The organism is Citrobacter sp. Cpo103 (assembly GCF_030332605.1).
GTDB classification, from domain to species: domain Bacteria; phylum Pseudomonadota; class Gammaproteobacteria; order Enterobacterales; family Enterobacteriaceae; genus Citrobacter; species Citrobacter portucalensis.
On the sequence record NZ_JAOWHO010000035.1, the window covers coordinates 842,641 to 861,518 of the forward strand.

At 52.0% G+C, this 18,878-nt stretch carries 14 protein-coding genes; 5 read left to right on the forward strand and 9 right to left on the reverse strand.

Translation table 11 applies throughout. From position 1 onward, the window contains the following. Nucleotides 1–33: 33 nt before the first annotated feature. From ompF to pncB, 3 genes are all read right to left on the reverse strand, one after another. A complete protein-coding gene (gene ompF, locus OGX89_RS20490; RefSeq protein WP_003831952.1) occupies nucleotides 34–1,110 on the reverse strand; it encodes a porin OmpF in 1,077 nt (358 codons plus the stop codon). Between the two features lie 600 nt (nucleotides 1,111–1,710). Beyond that, nucleotides 1,711–3,111, reverse strand: coding sequence for an asparagine--tRNA ligase (gene asnS, locus OGX89_RS20495; protein WP_020996514.1), 1,401 nt, complete (start codon nucleotides 3,109–3,111; stop codon nucleotides 1,711–1,713). 166 nt (nucleotides 3,112–3,277) lie between these two features. Then, nucleotides 3,278–4,480, reverse strand: a complete 1,203-nt coding sequence (gene pncB / locus OGX89_RS20500; RefSeq protein ID WP_043015774.1) for a nicotinate phosphoribosyltransferase — start codon at nucleotides 4,478–4,480, stop codon at nucleotides 3,278–3,280. 265 nt (nucleotides 4,481–4,745) lie between these two features. Here pncB and pepN point away from each other — a divergent pair, with 265 nt between their 5' ends. Then, entirely contained in the window at nucleotides 4,746–7,358 is a 2,613-nt protein-coding gene (gene pepN / locus OGX89_RS20505) for an aminopeptidase N (protein WP_126956774.1), read from the forward strand. A gap of 71 nt (nucleotides 7,359–7,429) precedes the next feature. On the opposite strand, the gene ssuB is transcribed toward pepN, so the two are convergent. The 5 genes from ssuB to ssuE are packed head-to-tail and all read right to left on the reverse strand — an operon-like array spanning nucleotide 7,430 to nucleotide 11,680. Next, a complete protein-coding gene (gene ssuB / locus OGX89_RS20510; protein WP_126956776.1) occupies nucleotides 7,430–8,197 on the reverse strand; it encodes an aliphatic sulfonates ABC transporter ATP-binding protein in 768 nt (255 codons plus the stop codon). After that, on the reverse strand, nucleotides 8,194–8,985 hold the full coding sequence (ssuC, locus tag OGX89_RS20515) for an aliphatic sulfonate ABC transporter permease SsuC (RefSeq protein WP_126956778.1): 792 nt from the start codon (nucleotides 8,983–8,985) through the stop codon (nucleotides 8,194–8,196). The genes ssuB and ssuC overlap by 4 nt, the downstream gene beginning before the upstream one ends. Before the next feature lie 10 nt (nucleotides 8,986–8,995). Beyond that, the gene (ssuD, locus tag OGX89_RS20520) at nucleotides 8,996–10,141 is read right to left on the reverse strand and encodes an FMNH2-dependent alkanesulfonate monooxygenase (RefSeq protein ID WP_126956780.1); all 1,146 of its coding nucleotides are present in this window, start codon (nucleotides 10,139–10,141) and stop codon (nucleotides 8,996–8,998) included. Next, nucleotides 10,138–11,112, reverse strand: coding sequence for a sulfonate ABC transporter substrate-binding protein (locus tag OGX89_RS20525; RefSeq protein ID WP_126956782.1), 975 nt, complete (start codon nucleotides 11,110–11,112; stop codon nucleotides 10,138–10,140). Before OGX89_RS20525 ends, ssuD begins: the two co-directional genes overlap by 4 nt. Beyond that, nucleotides 11,105–11,680 (reverse strand): NADPH-dependent FMN reductase, encoded by a 576-nt coding sequence (ssuE, locus tag OGX89_RS20530; RefSeq protein WP_126956784.1) that lies wholly within the window; start codon nucleotides 11,678–11,680, stop codon nucleotides 11,105–11,107. The genes OGX89_RS20525 and ssuE overlap by 8 nt, the downstream gene beginning before the upstream one ends. Before the next feature lie 243 nt (nucleotides 11,681–11,923). On the opposite strand from ssuE, the gene pyrD reads away from it, so the two are divergent. Together pyrD and zapC are read left to right on the forward strand one after the other, a co-directional pair. Then, entirely contained in the window at nucleotides 11,924–12,934 is a 1,011-nt protein-coding gene (pyrD, locus tag OGX89_RS20535; RefSeq protein ID WP_003831973.1) for a quinone-dependent dihydroorotate dehydrogenase, read from the forward strand. A gap of 165 nt (nucleotides 12,935–13,099) precedes the next feature. Next, nucleotides 13,100–13,642, forward strand: coding sequence for a cell division protein ZapC (gene zapC / locus OGX89_RS20540; protein WP_003035852.1), 543 nt, complete (start codon nucleotides 13,100–13,102; stop codon nucleotides 13,640–13,642). Here zapC and OGX89_RS20545 read toward each other — a convergent pair. Beyond that, the gene (locus OGX89_RS20545; RefSeq protein WP_126318582.1) at nucleotides 13,639–14,745 is read right to left on the reverse strand and encodes a YcbX family protein; all 1,107 of its coding nucleotides are present in this window, start codon (nucleotides 14,743–14,745) and stop codon (nucleotides 13,639–13,641) included. The two genes, zapC and OGX89_RS20545, sit on opposite strands and share 4 nt — an antisense overlap. Nucleotides 14,746–14,843: 98 nt before the next feature. Between OGX89_RS20545 and rlmKL the strand changes: the two genes are divergently transcribed. Together rlmKL and OGX89_RS20555 are read left to right on the forward strand one after the other, a co-directional pair. After that, a complete protein-coding gene (gene rlmKL / locus OGX89_RS20550; RefSeq protein ID WP_191235632.1) occupies nucleotides 14,844–16,952 on the forward strand; it encodes a bifunctional 23S rRNA (guanine(2069)-N(7))-methyltransferase RlmK/23S rRNA (guanine(2445)-N(2))-methyltransferase RlmL in 2,109 nt (702 codons plus the stop codon). 12 nt (nucleotides 16,953–16,964) lie between these two features. Beyond that, nucleotides 16,965–18,872, forward strand: a complete 1,908-nt coding sequence (locus OGX89_RS20555) for an ABC transporter ATP-binding protein (RefSeq protein ID WP_003831978.1) — start codon at nucleotides 16,965–16,967, stop codon at nucleotides 18,870–18,872. The last annotated feature ends 6 nt before the right edge of the window (nucleotides 18,873–18,878 follow it).

Sequence of the window (18,878 nt, forward strand, 5' to 3'; positions counted from 1 at the left end):
TGTTTTTTAGGCATTTAACAAAGAGGTCTGCTATTAGAACTGGTAAACGATACCCACTGCAACGGTGTCGTCAGAGCCTACGCCCAGTTTGTTGTCAGAATCGATCTGGTTGATGATGTAATCAACATAGGTGGACATGTTTTTGTTGAAGTAGTAAGTCGCACCCACTTCGAAGTAGTTCACCAGATCTACGTCGCCGATTCCTTCGATGTCCTTACCTTTAGATTTGGTATAGGCGAGGGACGGACGCAGGCCGAAGTCGAACTGGTACTGAGCAACCAACAGCACGTCTTCAGTTTTGTTAGCATAACCGTTAGAGATACGGGTTGCGTTACGGGTTTCGCTGTAGTTCGCTGCCAGGTAAATGTTGTTCGCATCGTACTTAACACCGGTCGCCCACTGCTCAGCTTTCGCGCCGCGGCCATAGGCCAGCTGCTCTTGCGCGTTGGTACGGTCAGCTGCACCGTAAGCACCCACGATACCGAAACCATCCATTTCGTAGCTTACGGAACCGCCAACGCCGTCGCCGTTAGAACGGGTTGGGCTGCTAGAGCGTTCGTTTTTACCCAGGTACTGTACAGCGAAGTTCAGGCCTTCAACCAGACCGAAGAAGTTAGAGTTACGGTAGGTTGCGAGACCGCCGTTACGCTGGGAGAAGAACTGGTCAGAAGCAGCGGTATCACCACCGAATTCTGGCAGCATATCGGTGTAACCCAGAGCATCGTATACAACGCCGTAGTTACGACCGTAATCGAAGGAGCCTGCGTCACCAAATTTCAAACCAGCAAACGCCAGACGGGTTTTGTTGCCTTTCTGGGCATCGTCACCGCCTTCTGCGTTATTGCCGCTGAACTGGTATTCCCACTGGCCGTAACCGGTCAGTTGGTCGTTAATCTGAGTTTCCCCTTTGAAACCAAGACGGGCATATGTCTGATCGCCGTTAGCAGCGTAGGCGTTATCACCGTTGTGCTTGGAAAAATAATGCAGACCAACGGCTTTACCGTATACGTCTACTTTGTTGCCATCTTTGTTATAAACTTCTGCAGCGTTAGCTGCCCCGGCTACCAGCAGAGCAGGGATAACCACTGCCAGAATATTGCGCTTCATCATTATTTATTACCCTCATCGGTTTTTATATGACACCTGCCACTGCCGCCAATAAATTCCGTCAATCAAAATTTACGGAACTATTGATGAGAGTTTGGTGTCTTTATGTGTCTGACAGGCATCTTTCCATTCAAACTACCGTTTCGCTACCGTCAAAGTGCTACAAATATAAAGATTTGGTTTCAAAAAGAAAAAATGTGTAACAAGATGTTATTTTTGTGCAACTTTGTGAACAGCGTCAAACTTCGGATGCCCCTGCGCTTAAAATTCTCGTTTTTATTTCTATTTATATGATTTTCTTATGTTTAATTTTGCTAAGGTCATTTTTTCTCCGTTCTGCCGGAAAGTTCGGATTTTACAGGTAACGATTTTTGGACGTCTGGAGTGCCGTGCGAGAGGCTGAAAAATGTACTATTTAATCAGAAAATGCTAATCCACAATAAAATTGCTGATTATTTTTTGTGCAAATGTATTGCGATGAAATATTACGTAACAGGTGGAGGAGATTGAAAGGTTGTGTTTAACGTGAGATGGGTATCCAGATAACACGAAAAGGGTATAAAAAAGGCCAGCAATGCTGGCCTTCAAAACAATAACGCACGTTTAGAAGGTGGCGTTACGTGGAGTACGCGGGAACGGAATAACATCACGGACGTTCTGTACGCCGGTGACGTAAGCGATCAGACGCTCGAAGCCCAATCCGAAGCCGGAATGCGGAACGGTACCGTAGCGACGCAGGTCGCGATACCACCAGTAATCCTCTTTGTTGAGACCCATTTCCAGCATACGGGCATCCAGCACGTCCAGGCGCTCTTCACGCTGAGAACCACCGATGATTTCACCGATTCCCGGGGCCAGTACGTCCATTGCAGCAACGGTTTTACCGTCTTCGTTAAGGCGCATATAAAACGCTTTGATATCTTTCGGGTAGTTTTTCACTACCACCGGCGCTTTAAAGTGCTCTTCAGCAAGGTAACGTTCATGCTCAGAAGACAGATCCACACCCCAGTAAACTGGGTTTTCGAACTGTTTACCGCATTTTTCCAGAATGCTTACCGCGTCGGTGTAATCCACCTGCGCGAAGTCAGCGTCAATGAAACGTTCCAGGCGTGAAATCGCGTCCTTGTCGACACGTTCAGCGAAGAATTTCATATCATCCGCACGCTCTGCGAGTACGGCTTTAAACGCGTACTTCAGCATCGCTTCAGCCAGGCCTGCAACATCGTTCAGGTCAGCAAAAGCCACTTCTGGTTCCAGCATCCAGAACTCTGCCAGGTGACGACTGGTGTTAGAGTTTTCTGCACGGAACGTCGGGCCAAAAGTATAAATTTTAGACAGGGCGCAGGCGTAGGTTTCACCGTTCAGCTGACCGGAAACGGTCAGGAAGGCCTCTTTACCAAAGAAGTCTTTGTCGAAATCGACTTTACCCTGATCGTTACGCGGCAGGTTTTCCAGATCCAGCGTAGAAACACGGAACATTTCACCGGCACCTTCCGTATCGGAAGCGGTGATCAACGGAGTCGATACCCAAAAGAAACCCTGCTCGTGGAAGAAACGATGCAGAGCCTGCGCCAGCGTATGACGTACACGCGCTACCGCACCAATCATATTGGTACGCGGACGCATGTGCGCCACTTCACGCAGATACTCAATGCTGTGACGCTTAGCTGCCATTGGGTAAGTGTCAGGATCTTCAACCCAGCCCGTTACTTCAACCTCAGTGGCCTGAATTTCAAAGCTCTGTCCTTGTCCAGGAGACGCAACGACTTTACCCGTTACGATAACTGAACAACCCGTCGTCAGGCGCAGTACGTCCTGATTGTAATTGGGCAGAGAATTATTGATGACGGCCTGTACAGGATCAAAGCAGGAACCGTCATAAACGGCGAGGAAGGAGATGCCAGCTTTTGAATCTCGGCGGGTACGCACCCATCCGCGCACGGTGACTTCGCTGTCAACGGCTACGCGGCCCTGGAGTACGTCGGCTACAGGCACAACGCTCATAATATTCTCTCTGTTAATAGTCGGATATATAAACACATGTCCACCCGTAATGGGGGGATACCTATGTTACCTGGCATCTGCAATCAGACAAGCAGAATTCGTAGCTGGAGTGAAAGATTTCGGAAATAAACGCGAAAAAGGGAGCCAAAATGGCTCCCTGGAAGGCTTAACTGGCTTTTTTGATATGCGGGAGATCGAAGGCTTTGCGCAGTGCACGAACAAATGCTTTATCGTGGCAGATGGTTTTACCCGGGCTGTCAGATAACTTCGCTACTGGTTTGCCGTTACACTCCACCAGTTTGATAACGATATTGAGCGGCTTAACCTGGGGAATATCGCAGGTTAGTCGTGTCCCAATGCCAAAACTCAACTGCACGCGAGAAGAGAAGTGGCGGTATAGCTCAATCGCTTTTTTCAGATCGAGATTATCTGAAAACACCAGCGTTTTGCTCAGCGGATCAATACCCAGTTTTTCATAATGGGCGATGGCTTTTTCACCCCATTCCACCGGGTCGCCAGAGTCATGGCGTAAACCCTGATAGCGGGTAGCGAACTCAACGCCAAAGTCGCGTAAAAACGCGTCCATGGTGATGCAGTCGGTCAATGCAATGCCGAGTTGGTCAGGATATTCATTTAACCATGCGGCCAGCGCAACGCGCTGGCTGGTGGCAAGCTCAGGGCTGATTTGCTGATGAGCCTGGAACCACTCATGCGCCTGCGTACCCATTGGGGTTAATGACAGGCGGCGGGCCAGATCGTAGTTACTGGTGCCGACAAACCAGGACTCTTGCTGCAGGCGTTTAACGATAGCTTGCTGCACTTCACGCGAAAAACGACGGCGCGTACCGAAATCCATCAGATGGAAGCGAGACATATCGACATCTTTCGTTAAAGCAGAGAATTCTACTAGTTTGCTTTCCAGCTCATCGAGTGCCTGCGGGACGCCTGATTCAGGTGAACGGTAACGGTGTACCAGCTCACTAATCACCGCCAACAGCGGGACTTCCCACATGATCACTTCACGCCACGGACCGGTTAAGCGGATGTTTAGCTTACCGTTATCATTAGTGACGCAAACCTGTTCCGGGTTATAGCGGAAATCACGTAACCAGGTGAGGTAATCAGCTTTAAAGAAAGGCAGGCCGGAGAGCCACTGGTACTCGTCCTCCTGCAGTCGCAGGTGTTGCATAGCATTCACCTGCTCACGAATAGAATCGGCATAAATACCGAGCAGGTCATCGCCACGGCAACGAAATTCAGCCGCTACTTGTACATCATAGTAGTGGTGAAAAACGGCTTGCTGCATATGCAACTTATAAGCGTCTGTATCCAGCAGCGAGTGCAGAACAGGAGAAGCGAATTGTGTCATAGGTGCGCAGTAGCATCCTCTCACGGGAGCGTTTAGTACAATAAACAACTAAGAAAACCGCTGGAGTATACCCTGTTTAGCGATTTATTGAACCCCGATCACACCATAAGCTGTCTTTCTGGTCGAGGGCATTTCGTGCCGCGTGTTATAAAAATGTAGCAAAAAGGGTGTTTGTGCCTGAAAAGATGAACATTCTGCGTAGCGCGATTTACGCAACAGGAATAGACTGAAGCCGAGACTCTATCAAAGATGCTAAAGGTTTTTTATGACACAACAGCCACAAGCCAAATACCGTCACGACTATCGTGCGCCGGATTACCAGATTACTGATATTGACTTGACCTTTGACCTGGATGCTGAAAAAACCGTGGTCACCGCAGTGAGCCAGGCTGTCTGTCATGGCGCGCCTGATGCGCCTCTGCGCCTGAATGGCGAAGATCTGACTCTGGTGTCGATCCACGTGAACGACGAACCGTGGACAGAGTATAAAGAAGAAGAGGGCGCTCTGGTCATCAGTCAACTGCCGGAACGTTTTACGCTGCGTATCGTGAATGAAATTAGCCCGGCGGCCAATACCGCGCTGGAAGGACTGTACAAGTCCGGCGACGCGCTGTGCACCCAGTGTGAAGCGGAAGGTTTCCGTCATATTACCTGGTATCTCGACAGGCCTGATGTCCTGGCGCGTTTTACCACCAAAATTATCGCCGATAAAACCCAATATCCGTTCCTGCTCTCCAACGGTAACCGCGTGGCGCAGGGGGAACTGGAAAATGGTCGTCACTGGGTACAGTGGCAGGATCCGTTCCCGAAACCGTGCTATCTGTTTGCGCTGGTAGCCGGTGATTTCGACGTTCTTCGCGACACCTTTACTACCCGTTCCGGGCGTGAAGTAGCGCTGGAACTGTACGTCGATCGCGGCAACCTTGACCGCGCGCCGTGGGCGATGACCTCGCTGAAAAACTCCATGAAATGGGATGAAGAGCGCTTTGGCCTCGAGTATGACCTCGATATCTATATGATTGTCGCCGTGGATTTCTTCAACATGGGCGCGATGGAGAATAAAGGTCTGAACATCTTTAACTCCAAATATGTGCTGGCACGTACCGATACCGCCACCGACAAAGACTACCTCGATATTGAGCGCGTCATCGGTCATGAGTATTTCCACAACTGGACCGGCAACCGCGTGACCTGTCGCGACTGGTTCCAGTTGAGCCTGAAAGAAGGGTTAACCGTGTTCCGCGATCAGGAGTTCAGTTCCGATCTCGGCTCACGTGCGGTAAACCGGATCAGCAATGTGCGTACCATGCGTGGCCTGCAGTTTGCCGAGGATGCCAGCCCAATGGCGCATCCTATCCGTCCGGATATGGTCATCGAAATGAACAACTTCTATACCCTGACCGTGTACGAAAAGGGCGCTGAAGTGATTCGTATGATCCACACCTTGCTGGGTGAGGCTAACTTCCAGAAAGGGATGCAACTGTACTTTGAGCGTCACGACGGCAGTGCTGCCACCTGTGATGATTTCGTGCAGGCGATGGAAGATGCTTCTAACGTTGATCTCTCCCATTTCCGCCGCTGGTACAGTCAGTCCGGTACGCCGATTCTGACCGTGCGTGATGACTACAATCCGTCAACTGAGCAGTACACGCTGACGATCAGCCAGCGCACGCCGGCCACGCCGGATCAGGCCGAAAAACAGCCGCTGCATATTCCTTTCGCCCTCGAGTTGTATGACAACGAAGGGAAAGTGATCCCGCTACAAAAAGGCGGGCACCCGGTGAATTCTGTACTCAACGTCACCCAGGCAGAGCAGACGTTTGTCTTTGATAACGTCTACTTCCAGCCGGTTCCGGCGCTGCTGTGCGAATTCTCCGCGCCGGTAAAACTGGAATACAAATGGAGCGATCAGCAGCTGACCTTCCTGATGCGTCATGCGCGTAACGATTTCTCTCGTTGGGACGCGGCGCAAAGCCTGCTGGCGACCTATATTAAGCTTAACGTTGCCCGTCATCAGCAGGGACAACCGCTGTCGCTGCCGGTACACGTGGCTGATGCATTCCGCGCAATTTTACTGGATGAGAAAATCGATCCGGCGCTGGCGGCAGAGATCCTGACGCTGCCTTCAGTAAATGAAATAGCTGAACTGTTCGACATCATCGATCCGGTGGCGATAACCGAAGTACGCGAAGCATTAACCCGCACGCTGGCGGCCGAACTGGCAGATGAATTCCTCGCCATCTATAACGCTAATCATCTTGATGAGTACCGCGTTGAGCATGCCGATATTGGCAAGCGTACGCTGCGTAACGCCTGCCTGCGTTTCCTGGCCTTTGGCGAAACCCATCTGGCTGACACGCTGGTAAGCAAGCAGTATCGTGAAGCGAACAATATGACCGATGCGCTGGCGGCGCTATCCGCGGCAGTAGCGGCGCAGCTGCCATGTCGCGACGCGCTAATGCAAGAGTATGATGATAAGTGGCATCATGACGGTCTGGTGATGGACAAATGGTTTATCCTGCAATCCACCAGCCCGGCGAAAAACGTGCTGGAAACCGTACGCGGCCTGCTGAAGCATCGCTCTTTCAGTATGAGTAACCCGAACCGAATCCGTTCGCTGATCGGTGCCTTTGCAGGTAGCAACCCGGCGGCATTCCATGCGGAAGATGGTAGTGGATATCAGTTCCTGGTCGACATGTTGACTGAGCTTAATAGTCGTAACCCGCAGGTGGCGTCACGTCTGATTGAGCCGCTGATTCGCTTAAAACGTTATGATGCAAAACGTCAGGCGAAAATGCGTGCGGCGCTGGAACAGCTGAAAGGTCTGGAGAATCTCTCAGGCGATCTGTTCGAGAAGATCTCTAAAGCGTTAGCCTGATAATATTGCCGGATGGGTCCGGCCTACCATTCACGCGTAGGCCGGATAAGCGGTAGCGCCATCCGGCATTTTTAACCCTGCTTGCGTAACTGAACTTCATTGTCGCCACGCTGCATAACCCGGTTCAACACTTCCGCTTCCAGATCGGCTAACCGTACCGATCCCAAATGGCGGGGGCGCTGAATATCCACCGTAAGATCCAGTCCGATTTTTCCGTCCTCAATCAGCAACACGCGATCGGCCATTGCCACCGCTTCACTGACGTCATGAGTGACCAGCAGTACGGTAAAGCCGTGCTCTTGCCATAAAGAGACGATCAGATCCTGCATTTCAAGGCGGGTTAGGGCATCCAGAGCGCCGAGGGGTTCATCCAGCAGCAGCAAACCGGGGCGATGAATTAATGCCCGTGCCAGGGCTACACGCTGTTTTTGTCCACCGGATAGCGCAGCCGGCCATTCGTGAGCACGACTCTCCAGCCCAACGGCGGCCAGCGCATCTCGGGCCGCATCGCGCCACTGACCTTTCAGACCCAGGCCCACATTATCGATAACCGTCTTCCATGGCAGCAGACGCGCATCCTGGAACATCATACGCGTATCATCCTGAATTTCCGCCAGTGGGGTGGTTCCGGCAAGTAATGCGCCTGAGGTCGGCGATTCCAGCCCTGCCAGCAGACGCAGCAACGTACTTTTACCACCGCCGCTGCGGCCAACCACGGCAACAAACTGTCCGGCCGGAATATGCAAATCTAATTGATTGAGCACTGTATTGACGGCGTATTGTTTTGTCACGGCGCTCAGCAACAGCGGTGTACCCTGGTTCAGGCGAGCGGTATTCATACGGTAGCCTCCTTTACATGATAAGCCGGATGCCAGCGTAGCCAGACTCGCTCCAGCAGTTGGGCGCTGACGTCGGCAAGTTTGCCGAGCAGGGCGTAGAGAATAATGGCCACCACGACCACATCGGTTTGCAGAAATTCGCGGGCGTTCATCGCCAGGTAACCAATACCGGCATTGGCAGAAATGGTTTCCGCCACAATCAGCGTCAGCCACATCAGCCCGAGAGCAAAACGCACGCCGACCATAATCGAGGGCAGGGCGCCGGGGAGGATCACATGAACAAACAGTGAAAAGCCGGATAATCCATAGCTGCGCGCCATTTCTACCAGTGCACGATCGATACTACGAATCCCATGCCAGGTGTTGATGTAAATTGGGAACAGCGTGCCCAACGCCACGAGAAAGATCTTGGCGGATTCATCAATGCCGAACCACAAAATCACCAGCGGGATCAGCGCCAGATGCGGTACGTTACGCAGCATCTGCACCGAGGTATCAAGCAGGCGTTCTCCCCAACGCGAAAGACCGCTGATAAGTCCCAGTGTCAGGCCAATCGATCCACCGATGGAGAATCCGATCAACGCGCGCCAGGAACTGATGGCCAGATGCTGCCAAAGCTCGCCACTGGCGGAAAGCGTCCAGAAGGCTTCGACAACGCCCTCCGGTGAGGGCAGGATGCGGGTGGACAGCCAGCCCATTGATGATGCGAGCTGCCAGAGCGCCACCAGACCTACCGGTAAAAACCAGGGCGCGAGGGGTAATAACCACCTGTTTTTCGGCGTTGCCATTTGCAGCTCCTTAGCTTTGCGCGACTTTGCGCGGGATAAATTCGTTTGCCACCGCTTCGCCTTGTTGTTGCAGGTGTTGCGGCTGCGGAATTTCCGGTATAGCAACATCCAGATGCGGAAACAGCAGCTCGCCAACCTTGTATGCCTCTTCCAAATGTGGGTATCCGGACAACACAAAGCTGTCGATTCCCAGCGCGGCATACTCGTTGATACGCGCCGCGACAGTCGGACCATCTCCGACCAGCGCGGTACCCGCGCCACCGCGTACCAGTCCAACGCCTGCCCACAGGTTCGGACTAATTTCCAATTTGTCGCGTTTACCATTGTGCAGTGCAGCCATTCGCTGCTGACCAACCGAATCCGTTCTTGAGAAGGCGTCCTGGGCTTTGGCAATGGTGTCGTCATCCAGGTGGGCTATCAGACGATCCGCTGCCTGCCACGCCTCGTGGGTTGTCTCCCGTACGATCACATGCAGACGAATACCAAAGCGGATCTTGCGCCCGAGCGCCGCTGCTTTGGCCCGCACCTGTTCAATCTTCGCTTTCACCTGTTCCGGCGGCTCGCCCCAGGTCAGATAGAGATCAACCTGCTCGGCAGCAAGGTCTTGTGCGACATCAGACGAGCCGCCGAAATAAAGCGGTGGCCGGGGTTGTTGTACGGGAGGGAAAAGCAGCTTCGCGCCGCGGACATGAATATGTTTGCCGTTGAAATCCACCGTTTCACCTTGCAGCAAGCGCCGCCAGACCTGAGTAAATTCAGCAGAGGCTTCATATCGTTCTGTGTGATCGAGGAACACGCCGTCACCTGCCAGCTCCTGTGGATCGCTGCCGGTCACCAGGTTAAATAACGCCCGGCCATTTGAGAGTCTGTCGAGCGTCGCAGCCTGACGTGCGGCAACCGTTGGCAAGGTGACGCTTGGGCGCAGCGCGACCAGAAACTTTAATCTCTGGGTGACCGGGATCATCGAAGCGGCGACCAGCCAGGCATCTTCGCAAGAGCGACCGGTTGGGATCAGGACGCCGGTAAATCCAAGACGATCGGCCGTTTGCGCGATTAGTTGCAGATAACTGTGATCGACCGGGCGCGAACCTTCTTCCGTTCCAAGATAATGACCGTCACCGTGGGTGGGTAAAAACCAGAACATATTCAGACTCATAATTTTTCTCCTGCCTGCTGAGTGGGTTGCCAGATACGCTGGCGAATATCGATTTTTTTCGGCACCAAACGGTTGTCATAAAACAGATCGGCGGTTTGTTGTTGCAGGGCAGCAACGGAGGCGTTGACTGGCACAATGGTGGTTGGCGGACGGTGATCCAGATAAGACGCAATCACCGGTTCGGGCAGCCCCATGGTTTTGGCCAGCAGGGTAATGCTTTGCTGGCGCTGGTTGAGCGTTAACGCATCGGCCTGGCTAAAGGTATCCAGTACGCCAAGTACAAAAGCGCTATTTTTCTCGGCATAAGGACGGGCGGCGAGATAAAACGAACCGGTTTGCTTGAGGTCTGAGCCGTCCTTCAGTACGCGTACATCACCTTGCAGTAACGCGGCGGAATAATAGGGATCCCAGATAGCCCACGCATCAACATTCCCTTGCTGAAAGGCCGCTCGCGCATCGGCGGGAGTCAGATACGTCGGTTGAATATCGGTAAATTTCAGTCCGGCCTGTTGCAGCGCCCGGAGCAGTAAATTGTGGGCGCTGGAGCCTTTCTGGAAGGCGACTTTATGTCCTTTAAGCTGCGCGACGCTCTGGATCGGGCTATTTTTTGGCACCAGAATCACTTCGGCTTTCGGTTTGGGCGGCTCGACGCCCACGTAAACCAGATCGGCCCCGGCTGCCTGGGCGAAAATTGGCGGAATGTCACCGGTACTGCCGAGATCGATACTGCCGATATTGAGTGCTTCCAGCATTTGCGGTCCAGCCGGGAATTCGACCCACGAGATTTTAGTCTGCGGATAGCGTTTCTCGAGTAGCTGATGGCTTTTGGCCAGCACCATACTGACGCTTCCTTTCTGGTAACCAATACGCAGAGCATCGGGGGCCGATTCTGCGGCATGCCCCAGAGTTGACAGCGACAACAACCCGGTCAGTGCCAGCCATGACGTGTGACGCCTGAGAAAATCAAGCATGAGCGGCACCTCGCAGGGTGTTCAGTTGAGGAAGTTGGACATCGCGACGATGCAACGCCAGCCAGAAGGTATCGAGCGCACCGTCCAGACGCTGCTGAAGGTTGGGCGTAAACTGAGGTTTATGTTGATAATCAATTACCTGTGAATCATCAGCAAACACACCGTGCAGGATCTCCTGGGCCTTTAATGCGCTCAGTACCGGTTTCAGCGCGTAATCGACGGCAAGTAAATGCGCCACGCTGCCGCCGGTCGCCAGCGGCAAAACCACTTTCCCTTCCAGCGCCCGCTCGGGGAGTAGATCGAGCAGGGTTTTCAGGGCGCCAGAGTAAGCGGCTTTATAGACTGGTGTTGCGACAATCAGCCCGTCTGCATCCTGCAATTGTTCGATAAATGTGTTCAGCGCTGGACTGTCGAAACGAGCATAGATCAGGTCTTCCGGGGAAAAATTGTGTAGGTTCCAGTGAAAGACTTCGACATCCTGACCGTGAAGTTTTTCTCGGGCATATTCCAGTAACGCACTGGATCGAGAGGGAAAGCGAGGGCTCCCCGCCAGAGTGATGACGCGCATAATTTCATTCTCCCCTTATAACTAATTGTTTGCTTTTGGTTAACATCGATAACAATTTGAGCAGTCTGGCAGAGAGATTTTGTTTATCGAAATGATTTATACGGCATAGAAAAGTTGGAAATTGAATAAAAAGGCAGAGGCAAGGAAAACGATTGCTATTTATTGCCGCAGGTCAATTCCCTTTTTGCTCGCGATAGCACATAATACGCCCCCGGTTTGCACACCGGGAATCCAGGAGAGTTCATGTACTACCCCTTCGTTCGTAAAGCCCTTTTTCAGCTCGATCCAGAGCGCGCTCATGAATTGACATTCCAGCAATTACGTCGCATTACCGGCACACCGCTTGAAGCGCTTGTGCGCCAGAAAGTACCGGCAAAACCGGTTACCTGTATGGGGTTGACGTTTAAAAATCCGCTCGGACTTGCTGCCGGACTGGATAAAGATGGGGAGTGCATTGATGCGCTCGGCGCGATGGGATTTGGTTCCATTGAGATTGGTACCGTGACGCCACGCCCTCAGCCGGGTAACGATAAACCGCGTCTGTTCCGTCTGGTCGATGCAGAAGGTCTGATCAACCGCATGGGGTTTAATAACCACGGGGTTGATAACCTGGTTGAGAACGTTAAAAAATCGCATTTTGACGGTATTCTGGGTATTAATATTGGTAAGAACAAAGATACCCCAGTAGAGAACGGCAAAGATGACTATCTGATTTGTATGGAAAAAGTCTATGCTTATGCTGGTTATATCGCGATTAATATCTCTTCACCGAATACGCCGGGATTACGTACGCTGCAATACGGCGAAGCGCTGGACGATCTCCTGACGGCAATTAAAAATAAGCAAAACGATCTGCAAGCGATCCACCATAAATATGTTCCGGTGGCGGTAAAGATCGCGCCGGATCTTTCTGTGGAAGAACTGATCCAGGTCGCCGATAGTTTAGTTCGTCATAATATTGATGGCGTAATTGCGACTAACACCACCCTCGATCGTTCTCTTGTTCAGGGAATGAAAAATTGCGATCAAATGGGTGGTCTGAGCGGTCGACCGTTACAATTAAAAAGTACAGAAATTATTCGCCAGTTGTCTCAGGAATTAAAAGGTCAGCTGCCGATTATTGGCGTTGGTGGTATCGACTCGGTGATTGCTGCACGTGAGAAAATAGCTGCTGGTGCAACCCTCGTACAGATTTATTCGGGCTTTATTTTTAAAGGTCCGCCGTTGATAAAAGAAATCGTCAGCAATATCTGAATGCTACCTTAATCACAAACCAGGGCTTTATTTCTAGCCCTGGTTGTTTTATATTCCTTTACTGTTGCTTATTTAAACATTCTGAGCTTTTATTATTAGGGCAATAAACGAAGCGGCAAAAGGATACTGTCGTAACGGTGATGATTAAGGAAAGGAGAGAAACTGATGCGAATTAAACCCGACGATAACTGGCGCTGGTATTATGATGAAGAGCACGATCGTATGATGCTCGATTTAGCCAATGGCATGTTATTCCGTTCGCGTTTTGCTCGTAAAATGCTCACTCCTGATGCATTTTCTCCGTCTGGTTTTTGTGTTGATGACGCCGCGCTTTATTTTTCCTTTGAAGAAAAATGTCGCTACCTGGATTTAGCCAAAGAACAAAAAGCGGAACTGGTGCTTAATGCGCTGGTGGCGATTCGTTATCTCAAACCGCAAATGCCAAAAAGCTGGCACTTTGTCGCACACGGTATTAACTGGTCGCCGGTCGTGGGTGACGCAGCCTGTGTTGATTTAAGCGATACCGATGAACAGGTAAACCTGTTAGTGGTTGAGCCGGGTGAAAACGCCGCGCTTTGCCTGCTTGCGCAACCTGGCGTGGTTATCGCCGGGCGTACGATGCAGCTTGGCGATGCGATTAAAATAATGAATGACAGACTGAAACCGCAGGCCGTTGTTGACAGTTTCAGCCTTGAGCAGGCGGTTTAGCTCTCCAGCCTGATTGCCGTTTTGGGAACACAGCTACAGCACAGAATCGTTCCGTCGTCCCCCATCGCTGATTTCTTCAACGGGCTAACTTCGCCTTCTACCAGTCGAATTCGACAGCATCCGCAAATGCCTGCCCGGCATGAATAGGGAACCCGGATACCCTGGTTCTCCAACTGCTCAAGCAATACCTGCTGATTATTTCCGCGAAAGGTCTGTCCCTGCCAGTCAATAAGCACCGTGGCATCAGGTTGTTGTTCGGGTGTAGTTTCGTCTGATTCAGCCGCGCCGTACGCTCTGGCGGGGCCGGTTGCCAAAATTTCTACCTCATCGCCGACGCGAATAACGCCACTGTTACGCGCGATAAGATTCTGACCGAAATCGACATCGCCGTTATCTACCGCAGTACGGAAGGTTTGCAATGTGGCAAGCGGTTCACCGGATGGATGTTTCTGGCCTTTTTCCGGGCTAACTGTCGTGAAAATACAGCGGCTACAGGGTTTTGCTACATCAAAAATGACGTCGCCAATACGAATCACTTTCCAGGTATCTTCTTCCCAGGCACCAGCTCCCGAAACCACTATATTGGGGCGAAACTGTTCCATTTTGACGCTTGCCGGACAGCGCTGTTGCAGATCGCGCAGGGATGCTTCGTTGGCCAGCAGATAGGGATAACCATCAGCGAAGGATAAAGGAACATCAACATGGCGTTTTACACGGCGCGTCAGCTGCGGGCCGACCCAGCGTAACTGCACTTCACGGGAGAAAAAGCCGCTAAGCCACTGGTTGATAGCCGCTGGCGCAACACGCGCGGTAAAATGGTTTCCCCATACTTCTGTTGGTGCATCCTGAGGAGCGAAATCGGCAAATCGTACGAGCGCACTGCTGCCGTCTGGCGCCGTAAGATGCAGCCCATCGTGGAATGGGGAAGGCGTAAAACGGACCATTTGTGGGAACTGGCGGGCGGTTATGAATGTTCCGTCAGGTTCAGTGATCATAAATATGCGATCAAAGGCGAGACCGCTAATATCTGCCAGGGCATGCGTAAGCCCAATGCCGCGCATTGATTTAACCGGATGAATAAAAAGTCGGGTTAACGTGACCACTGTACAGCCCCTCGAATGAAAATAAGCCTTCAACTTTATGACATACAGCCCATATTAGCTATAATGCGCAGCAATTTTCTCGGAGTAAAAGTGACATTATGAATTCTCTGTTTGCCAGTACGGCCCGCGGGCTGGAAGAGCTGTTAAAAACTGAACTGGAAAACCTCGGCGCGCTGGAGTGTCAGGTCGTTCAGGGTGGGGTCCATTTTAAGGGCGACACGCGGCTTGTTTACCAGAGCCTGATGTGGAGCCGCCTGGCCTCGCGCATTATCCTGCCGATGGGAGAGTGCAAGGTCTACAGCGATCTTGATCTGTACCTCGGCGTTCAGGCAATCGACTGGACAGAGATATTTAACCCTGGTGCTACGTTTGCCGTCCATTTTAGCGGACTGAACGAGACCATTCGTAACAGCCAGTACGGCGCGCTGAAGGTCAAGGATGCGATTGTCGATGCCTTTACCCGCAAAAATATGCCGCGTCCGAATGTGGATCGTGAATCTCCGGATCTGCGCATCAACGTCTGGTTGAACAAAGATACTGCCAGCATTGCGCTCGATCTGAGCGGTGACGGTTTGCATCAGCGTGGCTATCGCGATCGCGCGGGTCAGGCACCGATTAAAGAGACGCTGGCCGCGGCAATTGTTATACGTTCTGGCTGGCAGCCGGGAACCCCGTTACTCGATCCGATGTGTGGTTCCGGCACGCTGCTGATTGAAGCGGCAATGTGGGCGACCGATCGCGCGCCGGGTCTGCACCGTGGATACTGGGGCTTCAGCGGTTGGGCGCAACACGACGAAGCCGTCTGGCAAGAAGTTAAAGCCGAAGCGCAGGTGCGTGCGCGTAAGGGACTGGCTGACTATACCTCGCATTTTTATGGATCCGATAGCGATGCGCGCGTGATTGAAAAAGCGCGTAGTAATGCTCGCCGCGCCGGTATCGCCGATCTGATGACGTTTGACGTGAAAGATGTCGCCAAATTGAGCAATCCGCTGCCGAAAGGACCCTATGGGACAGTTATCAGTAACCCGCCTTACGGCGAACGTCTGGATAGCGAACCGGCGCTGATTGCCCTGCACAGCCTGCTGGGCCGTACGATGAAAAACCAGTTTGGCGGCTGGAATTTGTCGCTGTTCAGCGCTTCTCCGGATCTGCTCAGCAGTTTGCAATTACGTGCCGACAAGCAGTTCAAAGCGAAAAACGGGCCGCTGGATTGTGTGCAGAAGAATTATCACGTCGCAGAGACCACTGCGGACAGCAAGCCTGCTACGGTAGCGGAAGATTATGCCAACCGCCTGCGCAAGAATATTAAGAAGCTGGAAAAATGGGCGCGTCAGGAAGGCATTGAATGCTATCGCCTGTATGACGCTGACCTGCCGGAATACAACGTTGCAGTAGATCGTTACGGTGATTGGGTCGTGGTTCAGGAATACGCCCCGCCGAAGACGGTTGATGCGCAAAAAGCACGTCAACGCCTGTTCGACATCATTGCCGCCACGCTGTCAGTACTGGAAATCGCGCCAAACAAACTGGTGCTGAAAACCCGTGAGCGACAGAAAGGCAAGAATCAGTATCAGAAGATGAATGAGAAGGGTGAATTCATTGAGGTAAGCGAGTACAACGCGCGCCTGTGGGTGAACCTGACTGACTACCTTGATACGGGTTTATTCCTCGACCACCGTATTGCGCGCCGCATGCTGGGGCAGATGAGTAAAGGTAAGGACTTCCTCAACCTGTTTTCCTACACCGGCAGCGCCAGCGTACATGCAGGATTGGGCGGTGCGCGTAGTACTACGACGGTCGATATGTCGCGTACCTATCTGGAATGGGCGGAACGCAACTTGCGTCTGAACGGCCTGAGCGGTCGCGCTCACCGTTTAATTCAGGCCGATTGCCTGGGCTGGCTGCGTGATGCGAATGAACAGTTTGATCTGATTTTCATCGATCCGCCGACGTTCTCTAACTCAAAACGTATGGAAGATTCGTTTGATGTGCAGCGCGATCATCTGGCGCTGATGAAGGATCTGAAACGTCTGCTGCGTAAAGACGGCACGATCATGTTCTCCAACAACAAACGTGGGTTCCGTATGGATCTCGACGGTTTGGCTGAACTGGGATTGAAAGCACAAGAAATTACCCAAAAAACGCTTTCCCAGGATTTTGCCCGTAACCGTCAGATCCACAATTGCTGGCTGATTACCGCAGCCTGAAAGGATAAATAAATGTCATTGATCAGTATGCATGGTGCATGGCTGTCGTTCAGCGATGCGCCGCTTCTTGATAATGCAGAATTGCATATCGAAGATAACGAACGCGTCTGTCTGGTTGGTCGTAACGGCGCAGGTAAATCGACGCTGATGAAGATCCTGAACCGTGAGCAGGGGCTTGACGACGGGCGTATCATTTATGAGCAGGATCTGGTTGTGGCGCGTCTGCAACAGGATCCGCCGCGTAATGTTGAGGGCAGCGTGTATGATTTCGTTGCCGAGGGTATCGAAGAGCAGGCCGAGTATCTCAAGCGTTATCACGATATTTCGCGTCTGGTGATGACTGATCCGAGCGACAGAAATCTGAATGAGATGGCGCGGGTTCAGGAAATGCTCGATCATCACAATCTGTGGCAGCTCGAAAGCCGTATTAATGAAGTGCTGGAGCAGTTGGGGCTGGATCCAAACGCCGCACTTTCTTCGCTTTCAGGCGGTTGGCTGCGTAAAGCGGCGCTGGGCCGCGCGTTAGTGAGTAATCCGCGTGTACTGCTGCTGGATGAACCAACGAACCACCTGGATATTGAAACCATCGACTGGCTGGAAGGGTTCCTGAAATCCTTCAATGGGACAATCATCTTCATTTCCCATGACCGTTCATTTATACGCAATATGGCGACACGTATCGTCGACCTCGATCGTGGCAAGCTGGTGACTTATCCGGGGAATTACGATCAGTATCTGCTGGAGAAAGAAGAAGCGCTGCGCGTAGAAGAGTTACAAAATGCAGAGTTTGACCGCAAGCTGGCGCAGGAAGAGGTCTGGATCCGTCAGGGGATCAAAGCGCGCCGTACCCGCAACGAAGGCCGCGTGCGCGCACTGAAAGCCATGCGTCGCGAGCGTGGCGAACGCCGCGAAGTGATGGGCACGGCGAAGATGCAGGTCGAAGAGGCGAGCCGTTCAGGCAAGATTGTTTTCGAAATGGAGAACGTGGATTACCAGGTTGATGGAAAGCAGCTGGTAAAAGATTTCTCCGCACAGGTACAACGTAGCGACAAAATTGCGCTAATCGGACCGAACGGCTGCGGCAAAACAACGCTGCTGAAGTTGATGTTAGGCCAGCTTCAGGCTGACAGTGGGCGCATTCACGTCGGCACCAAGCTGGAAGTGGCCTATTTCGATCAGCACCGCGCCGAACTGGATCCAGATAAAACCGTGATGGACAACCTGGCTGAAGGTAAGCAAGAGGTGATGGTTAACGGTAAACCTCGCCATGTGCTGGGTTATCTGCAGGATTTCCTGTTCCATCCGAAACGCGCGATGACGCCAGTGCGTGCGCTTTCTGGTGGGGAACGAAATCGCCTGCTGTTGGCGCGTCTTTTTCTGAAACCCAGCAATCTTTTGATTCTCGATGAACCAACGAACGATCTTGACGTCGAAACGCTGGAACTGCTTGAAGAACTAATTGATAGCTATCAGGGGACTGTACTGCTGGTAAGCCACGACCGTCAGTTTGTGGATAATACTGTAACTGAATGCTGGATCTTCGAAGGCGGCGGTAAAATTGGTCGTTATGTCGGTGGTTATCATGATGCGCGCAGCCAGCAATCTCAGTATGTGGCGTTTAAACAACCGGTCACGAAAAAAACAGAGGAAGCCGTTGCTCCTAAAGCAGAAATTGTCAAACGTGGCACGAGCAAACTAAGCTATAAACTGCAGCGCGAACTCGAGCAACTCCCCGCGCAGCTTGAAGAACTGGAAGCTAAACTGGAAAGGCTACAAGCGCAGGTTGCTGACGCCGCTTTTTTCAGTCAGCCACATGAGCAAACACAACAGGTATTAGCTAGTCTGAACGAAGCGGAACAAGAACTTGAGCAAGCCTTTGAGCGCTGGGAGTATCTTGAGTCTTTGAAGAACGGCGCATAATTTAAA